Here is a 14,513-nt window from a genome sequence, read left to right on the forward strand (position 1 = left end):
ATGGGACTCCGGGTTTTTGTTTGTAAGCAATGCCATGAAATGCAGCGGATGTCTACAGCCGATCTGTTGCTACCGGAAGTAATATGCAGCCACTGTGGGCACGTTACCAAACATTCTCCCAAAGCGCAGGAGCGAACCCGGAACATGCTGGCAGAAAATAGCTGGTATGCCGGGTTCCTGGAGTTGTTGCTGTCGATGGAGGAGCAGCTGGGCATTGATTATGCCGACGAAGATTTCCCGGCGCCATTCGTAACATACCGGCAGCTGATGGCAGTTACACTGCAACGATGTCATCATACTATCACAGAACAGGAGCTGATAGCGCTGATTACCAGGCTCACAGGCGCTCCAATCGCCGACCTGGACAGTCCTTTGTCCTGCTGAAAACTTTATATCTCCATAGGATAATATTCTCCCGGATAAAACGTTAATCCCTTTGCAGGTGGATCGCTCCCAACTTTATTTCTCTCGCGGCGAATAAATGATACTTAGATATTATATGCAAGCTGATGCGATTCAATCGAATCTATTTTGCCCTTATTTTTTTTCTTTTCCTGCGATCTTTTTAGGTGGAAGATATCGTATCTTAATATTAACAGGGTAGGCGTTAACGTTATTTCATGTTGTATGAAAACAGGTTTTATGAGATCTAATCGCTTCCATATTATTAGCCTCATTATCATCGTAGGTAGTTTATTTCCCCAGCTTATTGTTCAGGCGCAACAAACGCCCCTATTCAGCAATACGTACCAGCAATTAACCCGCTTTATGGATACGGCGTTAATCCCCATGAAAGCCGGAAGTACCAGCCTTGCTTTTTCTATGAAGGCAGAAATAGATCATGGAAATATTACGAAGCTCGATTGCTCCACCAATATAGCCAGTGATTTAAAGCCCCGTTTATTCAGGTTGCAGGAATTGGATATCAGGTGGAACAAGTTAACGGGGAAGAGTGGAAAATACTATGTGATTATCCCGGTATATTTTATCGTAGAACATTCAACGGGTAAAGTACAACTCAATTCCAAAACGGAATTTACCAACGGATTTTATTATGACGATGGTGATTTGTTTGACAATAAACCGCTGAACAACTACTTTTTCTTAAAGCCCATCTACCTGCAGCGCTATCTCTGAGGATGTCATGGCTGCGCGTTGCAGCCGGTATTGAGAGGGCGTTACTCCTTCAAACCGTTTAAAGAATTTGGTGAAATTGGAATTGTCGAACGTTAGTTTGGTGGCGATTTCCGTGATGCTCAGCTGCGGCATCTCCAGCATTTTCCTGGCCTCCTCCATCAGCCTCATCTCAAAAAAATAACAGGGCGCTTTACCTGTATGCAGCTTAATGGTATTGCTGAGGTGTACCGGGTGAATGAATAGCAGCTTCGCAATGTCTTTGATATGATACATATGATCTGCGCTGCCATCCATGATCTGATCCACATGTTTGTTAACCGCTTCAATAAAGGCAGTGGTGATTTCTGCTTTCCTTGATTGGTATTTCTGAGGAAGTACGGGCATGATACATAATATAATGAGTAATAAAGATACTAAATAATCAGGCATCCGATTTTTATCGTGTGGAGGAATGGAAAATATTTTAACAAATTAGGAAGGTTACCTTTTTCTGTCTGTTTGTATAAAGTTTAAATTCTCCTTGTTATGCGCCTTTCATTCTCGTACTTGATGATCCCCGTGCTCTTTTGCTGCGCCTGCAGTGCTAACAGAGCCGAAAAACAGTCCATGGCAGCATATGCTTCCACCGCCGATTCCACTACCTTCTCCAATGACATCAGCCGTATTACTTCCACCTCGAGGAAGCGGGTAAAGTCTGCCGATGTACGGTGCCGGGTAGCGAACGTATTTGCTTCCACCAGTGCATTGGAACAACTGGTAACCCGCTCTGGCGGTGTAGTAGAAGAAAGCAACCTGCAAAACGAATCAGTTGAACAGTACCGCCTGCCTTATTCGGCCGATTCCGTAAAACGCGTGCAGCTCTATACGCCGGTAGCCAATCTCACCCTGAGAGTGCCGGTCGACAGCCTGGATATGGTGGTCCGTGCGCTTACTTCCACCGCTGTTTACATTGATCATCGCGTGGTAAAAGACCAGGATATGACCCTGAAATACCTGGCCAGCGCTATGAAGAATGAGCAACAGGAAAACAGTGCCGGCAAAGCCGTAGCGCCTTCCAAAAAAGGCAATACGCTCGACATTACGGAGTATAACGATCAACGTGGCGAACAGGCAGTAGACCGCCGGATCAGTAACCTGACAATCCTGGATGATGTAGCTTACTCGACTTTTACCGTACAGCTTTTTCAGCCCGAATTGGCAGATGTACAGATATTGGTAAACCCCGCGAAGATGAGCCGTGCAGGCTTCGGAACGGAGTTGGCGGTAGCCCTGCGTGGAGGTGCGGATATATTCCGCAACATTTTACTCTTCTTTGTAGAGCTGTGGCCTTTCCTGCTGATCGGCGCTGCCGGTTGGATCGGATACCGGAAGCTCTTGTTACGTAAAAGCTAGTCTTTCTCCAGGAAGGAGGTCAACACTTCATTGAACGCCGCCGGAAGTTCCATCATAGGCGCATGTCCACATTTTGCCAGCATCACCAGTTCCGCTTGTGGTAACAGGCGCCTGAATTCCTGTGCGACATCCGGCGGCGTAATTTTATCATCTTCTCCCCAGATCAGCAAGGTGCGGGTGGGGATGTGCGGCAGCAGGCTGGCTACATAATTACGATTGGCCGACTTGGCCATTTTTACAATCCGGAAACATTTGCGGGCATTGGTGGTAGTACTGAATACTTCTGCCACCAGGGTGTCAGTAGCAGTGGCAGGATCATAGAAGGTGTAAGCCACCCGTTCGCGGATATAGTCGTAGCTACCACGCTTAGGATAACTACCCATACTGGTGTTTTCGTATAGTCCGGAGCTGCCGGTTAATACCAGGCTGGCCACTTTCTCAGGGCGCCGGTGGGTATACAGGATGGCTACATGACCTCCCAGTGAATTACCTACCAGGATTACATTTTCCAGCCCTGCCGAAGTTATATACTGGTCGAGAAATTGTACAAGATATTCCAGGTTATCTCCGGGATGCTCATCATAGATAGGCAGCGCAGGGATATGAATGTCGTATTGTGCAGAGAAGTGATTCACAACGCCTTCCCAGTTACTAAGCCCGCCGAATAGTCCGTGCAATAAAAGCATGCTTTGTTTCATACCTTTTTTGCATACAAAACTATAGTGCGGATTACATGAAGGGCGTGATTTCAATCACAAACGTTGCGGGCACGGTTCAGTAGCAGCAACCTGGCCCTGCTAACAGCTTCCCGGCTGGTATACAGGTAGCGGGCAATGTTGGTAAGCGATATTTTTTGGATGATGGCAGGGCGTTTTTCCAGCAGGAATTTATACCGTTGTAAAGGACTTTTCAGGGAAAGGATATATTGATGTTCTGACTGTTGCTCCAGCAGCTCCTGGAACAGCTGAAGATTTACATGTAGCAGGTTCATGTGCAGGGCATAGAGCGGTTGTATTTTTTTGATATTGATTTTTAACACCACGGCATCTTCTACCGCAACAATGCTCAGCGCAGACGGGACCTTTTTATTGTAGCTTTCGCAATTGGCGAGAAAGTCATTCGGGAAACTGAACTTTACAATTTTTTCGTTGCCTTCTTCGTCGAAGATGGCAAATTTGAACATCCCGGATATAACAAAAGCAGAATACCTGGCTACCTTTCCATAGCGTAAAAAGGCATCTCCTTTTTTTATATGTTTTATGGTGGCAATGGAATCCAGCAGCTGCCATTCTGCTAATGTTACTACCGGGTATTTTTTCATTAATTGATCATACCAGGCCGGCAATGCATGTGTCATCGAAGCAATCGGTTTGACTGCAATATAAACATTCTTATTTTCTGGCCTGATCGCGTAATGTTTTTACCTTATCATGTGCCTGTTTCAGCAAAGCCTTTTGCTGGGTAAGCAATTCCCGTATGTACGCAGGCATCGTTTCCAGGTCGAGCGAATCCTGGTAAGCCTGCAATACGGCGTCTTCTGTGGCTTCACAGTTGGCAAGTATTGTTCTGCGGTCATGCCCGGAAAACAATGCTTTTACCTCTGACCAGGCCCGGTATATTTTACCGGCAGCGGTGGTACCGGTTTCCATGGTACCTCCGTTGGCTTGTACTTCATTGCCCAAAGCATTCCGGAGCTGATGACTTTCCGTGATCATGGCAGAGAAAACAGGTTTGAGGTCTGCATCGGTGGGAGGTAATTCCCGTAGCGCCTTTTCATAACCGGCAATGCGGTCGTTGTTGATGCCAATTAGGTCGTTCAATATTTCGTTGGTAACGGCGGCGGTTATTGTTTCCATGAGTAATATTAATTTGATGTAATGTAATATCGGCCATAAAACATGCCAACAGGTTTATTTACGGTCACAGAAATATACAAGGAAGCGGGCGTTTTTGTTTGATTGTCACGGGGTGTTTTGTGTTACAGCCTGGTTTTTCCGGCCGGCTTTCTGGCCCTCAGCAACCGGCGCCAGGCGGTAGTAAGATGGAATACGAGGTGTGGAGGCCTTTAAACAGTATGTGGCGGAACATCATCTACCACCCTGTAAGCGAACCCGGCTTAAAACAGTTTTCCTTGCAGCGCTTCTGCTGTTATAACAGGTAACGGTGTTGTTACTACAGTTTCGCCGGAGTTGGCAGCGCTGATGGCGTATACGGCCGTTTCCTGGTACCGGGAGGCTACTATAATCTGTGTGCCGTTGGCATGCTGATCAAAAAGTGCCTGTACCAGGTCGGGATTGTTATTATCGCGGGAGAGATGGGCGAGCAGGAGATGGCTCATAAATGCCGGGCGGTGCGTCGTAAATATTTCCAGCGCCTGGCGGTTGGATAAGTGGCCCTTTCCTCCACGGATGCGGTTCTTCAGGTAGTACGGATACCGGCCTTTTTCCAGCATTTCTTCATCGTAATTAGCTTCCAGGAAGGCAGCATGGCATTGCTGGAAATGGCGGACTACATGTTCACACGGAGCGCCAATATCCGTAAAGATGCCAATGGTAACGGCGTTACCACTCACTACAAAGCTGTGGGGCTCCGAGGCATCATGATGTTTTGGAAATGCGGTAACAGACAGGCTGCCTACCGGGATGGCCTCATACGGGTTAAAATCCACTACCAGCTGGGCATCGAGTGACAGGCCGCCATGGGTAAGGGTACCGGGAGTAATGTATACTGGCAGCCGGTATTTTTTTGCCAGCACTTCTACTCCCCGGATATGATCACTATGCTCGTGGGAGATAAAGATCGCCTTTACTTTTTTCATGGTAAGCCCCAGGCGGGTCATCCGCTTCTCCGTTTCACGGCAGGAAATACCTGCGTCTATCAATACTGCCTCGCTGTCATTCCCGATATAATAACAGTTCCCGTTGCTTCCCGAATTCAATGAAGTAATAAATAGCGACATGCCGACAAAGGTAAAATTTCATGTCGAGATTTGATGATGCATTAACCGCTTCCCGGAAGATTATTTTAGAGAGTTGTTTGTTAATTTGCAACATTGTTGCAAATTTGCAGAATGGATAAAATACTGATACTGTCGTGGAACGTATCCCCGGAAATTTTTCGCCTGGGTGGCTTCTCCCTCCGTTACTACAGTGTAGCCTTTATGTTAGCAATCCTGGCAGCCTATATGGTGCTCGACCGGGTTTTCCGTCGGGAGCGGGTACCGCCCGGCACGCTCGATCGCCTGCTGGTATACATGGTCACAGGAACCTTGTTAGGCGCACGTTTGGGACATTGTCTTTTTTATGAGGCAGCCTATTACAAAACCCATCCCTGGGAAATTTTCCTACCGGTTGCTTTCCATAACGGACAGATCGAATTTACGGGCTACGAGGGACTGGCCAGTCACGGTGCGGCGATCGGTATGCTGCTGGCTGCCTGGCGCTTCAGCATAAAATACAGGTTATCGCTTACCTGGATACTCGACCGGCTGGCGATAATAGTACCACTGGCTGGAAGCCTTATTCGTATAGGCAATTTTTTTAATGCTGAAATTATCGGGGTGCCTTCCACACTGCCCTGGGCGGTGATATTTACCCGCGTAGATGCGCAGCCCAGGCATCCGGCGCAATTGTATGAAGCGTTTTGTTATGCACTTATTTTTTGCTGGCAGCGCTATCGTTACTACCAGGCGCCCCGGCCAGGGCAACTCTTTGGCAGCTTACTCCTGCTCGTATTTACCACCCGCTTTTGCATCGAATTCGTTAAAGAAAACCAGGTAGCCTTTGAAAATGGCCACCTGCTGAATATGGGACAGATCCTGAGCCTTCCGCTTGTATTCCTGGGTATTTATTTTTTAAAATTTTATAAAGTATATGGAGAGAGATAAACGGATAAAAGTCTATATTATCACCGGTTTCCTGGGAGCGGGCAAAACAACTATCCTGAATAGCTTACTGCAACAGTTTACAGGCTCCCGTAATGTCGTGATCGAAAATGAGGTAGGCAAAGTGAATATTGATGCGAGCCTGATCGATGCTAAAATTGATCAGCTCTATGAGCTTACGAGCGGCTGCATTTGTTGCTCACTCGACAACGACCTATTGGAAGTGCTGGGCAATATACTAGGCCAGGAGCAGCGCCCGGACCATGTTTTCATAGAAACCACCGGCATCGCCGACACCGGCAATATCATCGGAATGTTTCATATACCAGATGTGCAACGTCATTACAAGCTGGAATGCACCGTTTGTGTAGTGGATGCAGAAAATATCTTTGAACGCCTGCAACAGGCGCCGGAAGCCGGTAAGCAAGTGGCTGCAGCGGATGTGATCATCGTCAATAAAATTCAACAACTGCCGGTACCTCAGCTCGTTTATTTGTCGCAGCAGCTGGAGCAGATGAATCCACTGGCTTTCATTACCACCTCCGAAAAGGGATCTATTTCCCTAAAAGACCTGCAGTTCCGGGAAAAGCCTTTACCTGCAAAGGAGCGCACCGCTCCTCTAAAACAGCCTCATAAGATCAATACTGTTTTATTTGAATCGCCTATCGCCTTCGATCTGAACATGTTTGTGTTTGTGCTTGATTTTTACTGTAACGCCTATCCTGAGCAGTTGTACCGTATCAAAGGATATATCCGGGTCTGCAACAGTAAAGAAAAAATGCTGGTACAATCTACCGGTCGGTACCTGCATATTGTATCAGCAGGAGAGTGGGAAGATGAAAGCCCTTCTTCGACTTTGGTATTTATAGGTCGCGAGTTGAAATCGGCTACTATTCAGCGCATACTGGCGCCTGCGCAGAAAGAAAAAATATAGCAGATCTGCCGGTTATGGAAAATTTATAGAAATGCATCTTTTCTAAAACTATTCATATGTCGATAGCCCGGATATATTCATTATTGTTTGCCATCCTTATCAGTACAGCCGCTTTTTCTCAAGCCAGGACGGTATCCGCCATCCCGCTGCCAGCGGGATATAAACGCCTTGCGCAACCAGCTGGTTCCTTTGGCGCCTGGTTACGATTGCTGCCATTAAAGAAAGATAACCGGGTATATCTCTATAATGGGCAGTTAAAACAAAACCAACAGGCGCAATATGCAGTAATTGATATTTCCGTGGGTACAAAAAATTTGCAGCAATGCGCAGATGCGGTAATACGGCTGCGGGCAGAGTATTTATTTGCCAGCGAACGGCTGGAAAAAATTGCATTTCATGCTACCAGTGGTACGCTGATGGATTATAATGGATGGAGTAAAGGCGACCGGTGGATTTTAAAGAACAACCAGCTGCAACGAAAGCAAATGGCATCGCCTTGCAGCGGACATGCCTGCCTGATGTCGTACCTGGAAACGGTATTTTCCTGGGCAGGCACGCTTTCGCTCAGCAGGGAGCTGGTATCGGTAAAGGATACACGAAAACTATTGCCTGGCGATGTGTTTATTAAAGGAGGTAGTCCGGGGCATGCGGTGATAGTGGCAGACGTAGCAGAAGACGCGGCTGGTAACCGGATTTTTCTCCTGGCACAAAGTTACATGCCTGCCCAGGATATACATATTTTAAAGAACCCGGCAGCTGCCTCTCCCTGGTTCACAGCAGGATTCACTGGCAAGTTGCTGACCCCGGAATGGATATTTGATACCAGTGAATTATCGCGGTTTCCGGGATGATCATTACACAAAAAAAGGGGCGCACGATGCGCCCCTGGATACAAAATACCATAATCGCTGTTACCAGTGATGTGGAATGTAGTCATTTTCCACACTGCCATCTGCGTACAAACGGAGGATAGCATAGCCGGGAGGTGTTTCCAGGTAATAGCCTTCGCCGGCAGATTCCTTATCGCCCTTGCCCCACCAGAAGCCGCTCATAGCGCCGTTGCAGCAGTAACGGATATCGTTATAAACAGCGTTGTCGGCCAGGTGGTTATGGCCGCTGAGGCATACCTTTACTTTGTCGCGGTGCTGGAAAAACAGGGTCTTTAACCGCTGATGGTCGCCATGTCCGCCGCCTACCAGCATGGGGGTAACACCCAGGATAGGATAATGCGACATCACGAGGGTAGGAGTGCCAGCTGGCAATGCCTGCAGATCCTTTTCCAGCCATTGGTATTGTTCTTCATCCAGGGAGGTTTTGTCGTTGTTACCGTCCAGGATAATGAAGTGCCAGCCTTTGCGGGTAAAGCTATAGTAGCGGTGCGGTATTTTCAGGCGTTTTACTACGTAGTCCTTTCCATACATACTGTCGTCTTTGGAAGGCGCTTTCCACCACATATCGTGGTTGCCCAGGCAGCTATGCACCTCGTAGGATTTGAGGCTGCTGACACAGTCATCCCAGATGCTCCAGAGTTGTGTTACGCGGTCGCGTACCACGTTGTCATACGAGGCATCAAAGATGGAGTCGCCGCCATTGAGGAAGAAATCGATTTTTTTCTTTTTGATTTCTTCCAGGCATTTTTTGAATCGCGCTGGCGCGTCGAGGTCTTCGCGTATATGCACATCTGTGATATGCGCCACGGTCAGCACCGGGCTGCGCTTGCTGTTGTCGGCGGCTTTAACGGCAGCCGGCCCCAGGAGGGTACCGGCTGCAAGTAAGCCTGAATGTTTTAAAATGTCTCTTCTATTCATACGATGGTTTATTCCCAGCCAAAAATCTGCTTCAGGTTTGGATTCAATGCTACCTGGGTATAAGGAATAGGACGGTAATAGAACTTAGGTTCTGTAAACGTGCGTGCGGCGGTTTCTGTTACTATAGCACCGCCCGCAGTACCATTTTTCAGGTATACCGTTACGTTTTCTCCTATATTACCAGCTTTGTAATAAATCAGCGAAATTCCCAGGGAATTTTTCTCCTTTTTATCTTCTGCTGGAATATCCTGGCTCTGATCTATCAAAATAATATCCTCAATACCATCGCCGGTCATGTCATATTTGCCCAGGCCGGGGAAGTACATGCCTTCTGGTATTTTTTCCAGCACCTTGCCCGCATGCCATCTCATCAGGTCATCGAAGCGATAGCCTTCGAGGGCAAATTCAACTCTTCTTTCGCGGCGGATTTCCAGGATAACGCCTTTCATTGGTCCGGTTACGTCGGGGTACTTGGTTGCCAGTATCGGATCGGGATTGGCATTACTGAGTGCCAGGTTCATGGAAGGTATACCAGCACGGGCGCGTACCAGGTTTACTGATTGATCAAGGTCGCCCTGCGTGAGGTTATTTAGTTCTGCCTTTGCTTCTGCATAGGTAAGCAGGGCCTCCGCATAACGATAAACCGGGAAATCTATACTGCCGGAGATACTGTTATCAGTGGTGTTGAAATAACCTTTTACCTGGTGGTAACCGGTAAAATTTTTATTCAGGCGTTGAATGTAGGGCGCGTTATCTCCTGCACGTTTAAACCCGGGAGCGGCCAGTGTTTGCGCCATGCGGGGATCCCTGTTTTGAAACTCCTGTGTATACTGGAGTTTGTCGTAGCCGGGGAGGTCGGTAAAGCGCGTGCCGTCTTTCATCAGGTACGTCTGCACCAGGTCGCGGGAAGGTGATTGTTCATAATCACCAAATACGTAACCGTTAATATTACCACTTGCGCCTTTTACATAATCATAAGGGTGAGCCAGTATCACTTCGCCTATCCTTGTCAGGTCCTGGCTGTTAAACAGTGCAGCGTAGTCGCTCGCCGGAGAGCCGGTATTATAAATGGTGAATTTGCCCGAATTCATAATGTCCTGTGCCTGCGCCCGCGCAGTATCCAGGAATCGCCCAGCTGTTGATTGCAGGTTTAATTCCGGATGATATTTACGGTAAGTGCCTTCGTAGAGGGCGATGCGGGCATACAACATTTTTACCGCCCAAAGGTTAGGTGTACCGGCAGGTACTTTTTCGCGCACATGCTGAGCGGCAAAAGACAAGTCGGCCATCATGCTATCCACCACCACGGTGCGTGGATCCCGGGCTTTATACATATCCTGGTTATCCGGGAGCAAAGTTTTTCCATACCAGGGCACATCAGAGAAGCGGCTGATTTTACCGAAATAGAAAATAGCGCGATAATACCTAGCCAGGCCGGCGTAATGATCCTTTACTTCCTGGGTAGCATCGGCTCCGCTGTAACGATCGAGGAAGAAATTGATATTACGCAGCCTGCTCCAATCTCCCCAACCACTGGTAATGGTTTGAGAACTTGGGTGGCCAGTCATCATGTTTTTTATTTCCAGTGATGCAGTGGTAGCAGTGTTATCACTACTTTGATCTCCGATGTACTGCCAGGTATCTGACAGGCTAAGCAGGCCGTTAACATACAGTGACAGGTCTGTTTCCGATTTAAAAAACAGGTCTGCAGCTATTTGATCCTGGGGATACCGGTTCAGGAAATCTTTTTTACAGGAAGCGCCCAGCAATAGCGCTCCAAGAATAATATGGTACTTAAATTTTTTCATGTTGTAATGTTTAAATGGTCCGGTGTTACAGATCGAGGTTTAGTCCTATGGCATATTTGCGCTGGTAAGGATAAGCCCAGCCGTAACCATCTATAATAGCTTCCGGATCTACGTATTTTTTGATGGCGGAAAATTCGAAGATATTTTCGCCGGAAGCATAGATGCGCAGACGATTAATGTGATAACGTTTAGTCAGCGATGCAGGTAATGTATAGCCGATGGTCACATTCTTGATACGCAGGTAGGCAGCATTGAGCAGGTATTTGGTTTGTGGCAGATCCAGTCCTTTACCGTAGTTGTTATCTGCCAGCCAGGCTTGCATAACAGGATAGTAAGAGTTGGTATTAGCATCTGCCAGTCCCGCTTTGATATAAGATGCGCTGTGCTGTGCACGGGTTGCTTCATTATCTGCAGTAGCGCGATAGAAGTCCAGGTTCCATGGATAAACGTTCGCATAAGGCTGCTGGAGCGGGCCCCAGAACAGGTAATGGTGTGGATAATAATCCATTTTGGCGATTCCCTGCATGAATACAGAGAGGTCAATACCATTCCAGTTCATGTCCAGGTTGATACCATAACGATAATGCGGACTAGTATTACCAATTACTTTCAGGTCTTTAGGATCTTTGGCGGAAATACCTTGTTCTATTTTACCGTTTCCATCCAGGTCTTTGTATTTTGGCCAGCCTTGTACGATGTCCAGGGCGCCCCATGGAACAATGTTTGATTCATCCAGTGTTTTTACATCGTCTTTACTTTTGAAATAACCATCGTTGGTTAAGCCCCAGATTTCGCCGAAGGTTTGCCCGGAGTAATATTTGCCGCTGAATAATTGCTGGTCATTTTTATAGCGGGTGATTTTAGTTTTATCGTCAGATAGTGTCACCTTAATTCCAAAATTGAAAGGTTTGGAAGCCACATTGAAATTATTGCGATAGCCGAGCATCAACTCCCATCCACGGGTAGATAAGTCAGCTGCATTTTGCATGGGGGCAGCGGTACCCAGTACGCCGGGAAGCTCCTGTCCTGGTGCTAACATACCGGTGGTATTGCGCACAAAGTAATCGAATGACCCCTGGAAGCGGTTATCCAGGATACCAAAATCGGTACCTACGTTGCTGGTCGTTACCATTTCCCAGGTATAGGTAGATGGATCCACTTTGAGTAATGGTGCGCCGGTAATGATGGTTTGATTGAGATTACCGTCTATCAGGTAGGAGGATTTTCCTGTTGGAAGATTAAATTGATAACCGAAGTTGGAAACATTCTGATTACCCAGGCTACCGTAAGAACCTCTAAATTTAAGCACGGATATCAGCGGGAAATTTTTGATGAATTTTTCCTCGCTGGCGATCCAGGCTGCAGATACGGAAGGGAAGAATCCTACACGGTTGGTGGAAGGGAAACGGGAAGACGCATCGGAGCGGCCATTGGCCTCTATAATATAACGATCTTTGAAAGTGTAGTTAATTCTTCCAAAGAGACTTCTGATGGCATAGGAATCATAAACACCACTCACTAAAGGAGCGCCACTGGTTAGTGATAAATATGGCAGCGCTGGAGAGATGATATCTTTCTGGCTGGCATTAATGGCCTGGGATTCGTAGTTCTCCTGGTTATAACCAGCCATGAGGGTAATCGTATGATGTTGGGCGAAGGTTTTATGGTAGTTGGCGTAGAGGTCAAAAACATCCTGTTTTCTATAGGCATTATTTTCTGTTACTGAGCTGCTACCTTCCTGGCGTATATCTTTAGGACCATACCCGATCTTATAGTAGTTCTGGTCTACATGGTATTTCCATAATTCCCTCTTGAAACTTGCATCTCCGGTGATCTGCAGGTCGTTGTTGAGGAAGGAGGCCACTCCTCTCACTACATCCTGGAAGCCGAAGCGGGTGGTAACATTGCGTCCGCCATCTACCAGTTGGGCTGCCAGGCGTCCGGCGCCGGTATTGGCCCAGGTACCATCCGGGTTTACCGCCACCTGTGTAGGGTTTAAGTAATATACGTCGGTAATGTTATAGGTAGGCCCATCGCCCTTTGTTTGATAAATGCTCAGGTTATTATCCACCTGTAACCAGCTGATAGGTTTTATATTGATTTTGGCGCGCATGCCGGTGCGGCCCCAATCATCTTTCGATAGTTTATTTAACCCGTTTTCTTTGGTGTAGTCGGCTGACAGCAGGTAGCTGATCGGCATTTTTTTAGCTGTTTCGGCGCTACCACTCAGTGTTATGCTATGGTTCTGGGAGAAATTATTTTTACTGAAGAAGTAGTTATTCCAGTTGTTGCTGCCCATATAAGCCCATTTGGAGGGGTCGCTGGGATCAATACGGGTATCAGGCAAAGAAGGATTATCAGATCTTTCTTTGGCCCATTTATAATACTCGTCAGAGAAGTTAACATAATCCCATGGCGTGTTATTGGTAGATGTTTCCAGCACACGGGAATAGATATATGGATCTGTTACAGGATCGGGCATTACTGTGCGGCGCGACATCGCAAAGTAATTGCTGTAGCTCACGGTTTGTTTGCCGCCGGTGGTACCTTGCTTGGTAGTAATCAGGATCACGCCAAAAGAAGCCCTGGCACCGTAGATAGCAGCAGAGGCAGCATCGCGTAAAACGGAAATAGACAAGATGTCTGTCGGATTAAGTCGCATCATGTCATCAGTCGTGGCAGTAATACCATCAATGATGATCAATGGTTGCACCATCCCGTTGGAAGAAGCGATGGTGGCTACGCCACGAATATTGATGTTGGGAACCTGTCCGGGTTTGCCGCCACCGTAGCTGATATTCAGCCCTGGGCTTAACCCTTGCAGGCCTTGCATTACGTTGGCAATAGGGCGTTCAGCCAGCTGTTTACCGGCAATCTGGTCGATGGCGCCGGTTACGTTGATCTTTTTCTGGGTACCATAACCTACCACAATTACTTCCTCCATGGAATTTTTTGAAGGTTCCAGGGTGATAGTCAATGTTTCCCGGCCATTCACAGATACTTCCTGTTGATCAAAGCCAACATAGGAAATCTGCAGGATGGCATTTTCCGGTACTTTTAATTCAAAGTTTCCTTTATCGTTGGTAACAGTGCCGATAGTAGTGTTTTTCAGCCGTACGCTTACACCCGGCAAAGCTTCGCCAGCGGGGTTTACCACCCGGCCTTTTACCACAACGTCCTTGCTGGCAGCACCTGCTGGCGAAATCACGATCAGGTTATCCGACATTTTCCGGAACCCAAGGGAGGTATTGTTAAGTATTTTATCCAACACTGAGTCGATACTCCAGTCTTTGGCATCCAACGATATTTTATGGTTGGCCGGGAGATTGTCGTCATTATAAACAAACCGGTAATGGCTGTTTTTTTCTAACAGGACCAGCGCCTTCTCCAGCTGTACCTGCGTAAGTTTCACCGTAATGGTAGATTGTGAATGGACCGATGCGCTTACATGCAAACAGGCAACGGTCATCAGCAGCATTGAAAGCTTCATAAAAATTAACAGTTTATACAGCTTCCGTCCGGGCGGAAGCCAATTGCCCACTGTACTTTTT

At 47.3% G+C, this 14,513-nt stretch carries 14 protein-coding genes; 6 read left to right on the forward strand and 8 right to left on the reverse strand.

Annotated elements, in window-relative coordinates; all coding sequences use genetic code 11:
* A complete protein-coding gene (locus HGH90_RS09340) occupies positions 1–384 on the forward strand; it encodes a hypothetical protein (RefSeq protein ID WP_168764255.1) in 384 nt (127 codons plus the stop codon).
* Between the two features lie 258 nt (positions 385–642).
* Positions 643–1,137 carry a hypothetical protein gene (locus tag HGH90_RS09345; RefSeq protein WP_168764254.1) on the forward strand — a complete coding sequence of 165 codons (495 nt, stop codon included), beginning with the start codon at positions 643–645 and terminating at the stop codon, positions 1,135–1,137.
* Here the strand turns inward: HGH90_RS09345 and HGH90_RS09350 are convergent.
* A complete protein-coding gene (locus HGH90_RS09350; protein ID WP_168764253.1) occupies positions 1,105–1,521 on the reverse strand; it encodes a helix-turn-helix transcriptional regulator in 417 nt (138 codons plus the stop codon). The genes HGH90_RS09345 and HGH90_RS09350 overlap by 33 nt on opposite strands.
* 222 nt (positions 1,522–1,743) lie before the next feature.
* Here HGH90_RS09350 and HGH90_RS09355 point away from each other — a divergent pair, with 222 nt between their 5' ends.
* Positions 1,744–2,529 carry a DUF4349 domain-containing protein gene (locus HGH90_RS09355; RefSeq protein ID WP_169190936.1) on the forward strand — a complete coding sequence of 262 codons (786 nt, stop codon included), beginning with the start codon at positions 1,744–1,746 and terminating at the stop codon, positions 2,527–2,529.
* Here the strand turns inward: HGH90_RS09355 and HGH90_RS09360 are convergent.
* From HGH90_RS09360 to HGH90_RS09375, 4 genes are all read right to left on the reverse strand, one after another.
* Complete coding sequence (locus HGH90_RS09360) at positions 2,526–3,227, reverse strand: alpha/beta fold hydrolase (RefSeq protein ID WP_169190937.1); 702 nt, start codon at positions 3,225–3,227, stop codon at positions 2,526–2,528. The two genes, HGH90_RS09355 and HGH90_RS09360, sit on opposite strands and share 4 nt — an antisense overlap.
* Positions 3,228–3,277: 50 nt before the next feature.
* Positions 3,278–3,886, reverse strand: a complete 609-nt coding sequence (locus HGH90_RS09365) for a Crp/Fnr family transcriptional regulator (RefSeq protein WP_168764250.1) — start codon at positions 3,884–3,886, stop codon at positions 3,278–3,280.
* Between the two features lie 34 nt (positions 3,887–3,920).
* Positions 3,921–4,385, reverse strand: coding sequence for a PA2169 family four-helix-bundle protein (locus HGH90_RS09370; RefSeq protein ID WP_145670968.1), 465 nt, complete (start codon positions 4,383–4,385; stop codon positions 3,921–3,923).
* Between the two features lie 260 nt (positions 4,386–4,645).
* The gene (locus HGH90_RS09375) at positions 4,646–5,488 is read right to left on the reverse strand and encodes an MBL fold metallo-hydrolase (protein ID WP_169190938.1); all 843 of its coding nucleotides are present in this window, start codon (positions 5,486–5,488) and stop codon (positions 4,646–4,648) included.
* 111 nt (positions 5,489–5,599) lie between these two features.
* Here HGH90_RS09375 and lgt point away from each other — a divergent pair, with 111 nt between their 5' ends.
* The 3 genes from lgt to HGH90_RS09390 are packed head-to-tail and all read left to right on the forward strand — an operon-like array spanning position 5,600 to position 8,197.
* Positions 5,600–6,415 carry a prolipoprotein diacylglyceryl transferase gene (gene lgt, locus HGH90_RS09380; RefSeq protein ID WP_169190939.1) on the forward strand — a complete coding sequence of 272 codons (816 nt, stop codon included), beginning with the start codon at positions 5,600–5,602 and terminating at the stop codon, positions 6,413–6,415.
* Positions 6,402–7,346 carry a CobW family GTP-binding protein gene (locus HGH90_RS09385; RefSeq protein ID WP_169190940.1) on the forward strand — a complete coding sequence of 315 codons (945 nt, stop codon included), beginning with the start codon at positions 6,402–6,404 and terminating at the stop codon, positions 7,344–7,346. The genes lgt and HGH90_RS09385 overlap by 14 nt, the downstream gene beginning before the upstream one ends.
* Positions 7,347–7,402: 56 nt before the next feature.
* Positions 7,403–8,197, forward strand: a complete 795-nt coding sequence (locus HGH90_RS09390; protein WP_211172604.1) for a DUF4846 domain-containing protein — start codon at positions 7,403–7,405, stop codon at positions 8,195–8,197.
* 60 nt (positions 8,198–8,257) lie between these two features.
* Here the strand turns inward: HGH90_RS09390 and HGH90_RS09395 are convergent, their stop codons facing one another.
* Genes HGH90_RS09395 through HGH90_RS09405 form a run of 3 tightly spaced genes read right to left on the reverse strand, consistent with a single transcriptional unit; the run spans position 8,258 to position 14,452 of the window.
* Positions 8,258–9,154 (reverse strand): metallophosphoesterase family protein, encoded by an 897-nt coding sequence (locus HGH90_RS09395; protein WP_169190941.1) that lies wholly within the window; start codon positions 9,152–9,154, stop codon positions 8,258–8,260.
* Between the two features lie 8 nt (positions 9,155–9,162).
* Complete coding sequence (locus tag HGH90_RS09400; RefSeq protein ID WP_169190942.1) at positions 9,163–10,962, reverse strand: RagB/SusD family nutrient uptake outer membrane protein; 1,800 nt, start codon at positions 10,960–10,962, stop codon at positions 9,163–9,165.
* 25 nt (positions 10,963–10,987) lie between these two features.
* On the reverse strand, positions 10,988–14,452 hold the full coding sequence (locus HGH90_RS09405; RefSeq protein ID WP_169190943.1) for a SusC/RagA family TonB-linked outer membrane protein: 3,465 nt from the start codon (positions 14,450–14,452) through the stop codon (positions 10,988–10,990).
* Positions 14,453–14,513 lie beyond the last annotated feature (61 nt).

The organism is Chitinophaga sp. Ak27 (genome assembly GCF_012726295.1).
Lineage (GTDB): Bacteria > Bacteroidota > Bacteroidia > Chitinophagales > Chitinophagaceae > Chitinophaga.

Coding starts and splice junctions, on each gene's coding strand:
- HGH90_RS09340 (WP_168764255.1), top strand. CDS start 1: ATGGGACTCCGGGTTTTTGTTTGTAAGCAATGCCATGAAATGCAGCGG.
- HGH90_RS09345 (WP_168764254.1), top strand. CDS start 643: ATGAGATCTAATCGCTTCCATATTATTAGCCTCATTATCATCGTAGGT.
- HGH90_RS09350 (WP_168764253.1), bottom strand. CDS start 1,521: ATGCCCGTACTTCCTCAGAAATACCAATCAAGGAAAGCAGAAATCACC.
- HGH90_RS09355 (WP_169190936.1), top strand. CDS start 1,744: ATGGCAGCATATGCTTCCACCGCCGATTCCACTACCTTCTCCAATGAC.
- HGH90_RS09360 (WP_169190937.1), bottom strand. CDS start 3,227: ATGAAACAAAGCATGCTTTTATTGCACGGACTATTCGGCGGGCTTAGT.
- HGH90_RS09365 (WP_168764250.1), bottom strand. CDS start 3,886: ATGACACATGCATTGCCGGCCTGGTATGATCAATTAATGAAAAAATAC.
- HGH90_RS09370 (WP_145670968.1), bottom strand. CDS start 4,385: ATGGAAACAATAACCGCCGCCGTTACCAACGAAATATTGAACGACCTA.
- HGH90_RS09375 (WP_169190938.1), bottom strand. CDS start 5,488: ATGTCGCTATTTATTACTTCATTGAATTCGGGAAGCAACGGGAACTGT.
- lgt (WP_169190939.1), top strand. CDS start 5,600: ATGGATAAAATACTGATACTGTCGTGGAACGTATCCCCGGAAATTTTT.
- HGH90_RS09385 (WP_169190940.1), top strand. CDS start 6,402: ATGGAGAGAGATAAACGGATAAAAGTCTATATTATCACCGGTTTCCTG.
- HGH90_RS09390 (WP_211172604.1), top strand. CDS start 7,403: ATGTCGATAGCCCGGATATATTCATTATTGTTTGCCATCCTTATCAGT.
- HGH90_RS09395 (WP_169190941.1), bottom strand. CDS start 9,154: ATGAATAGAAGAGACATTTTAAAACATTCAGGCTTACTTGCAGCCGGT.
- HGH90_RS09400 (WP_169190942.1), bottom strand. CDS start 10,962: ATGAAAAAATTTAAGTACCATATTATTCTTGGAGCGCTATTGCTGGGC.
- HGH90_RS09405 (WP_169190943.1), bottom strand. CDS start 14,452: ATGAAGCTTTCAATGCTGCTGATGACCGTTGCCTGTTTGCATGTAAGC.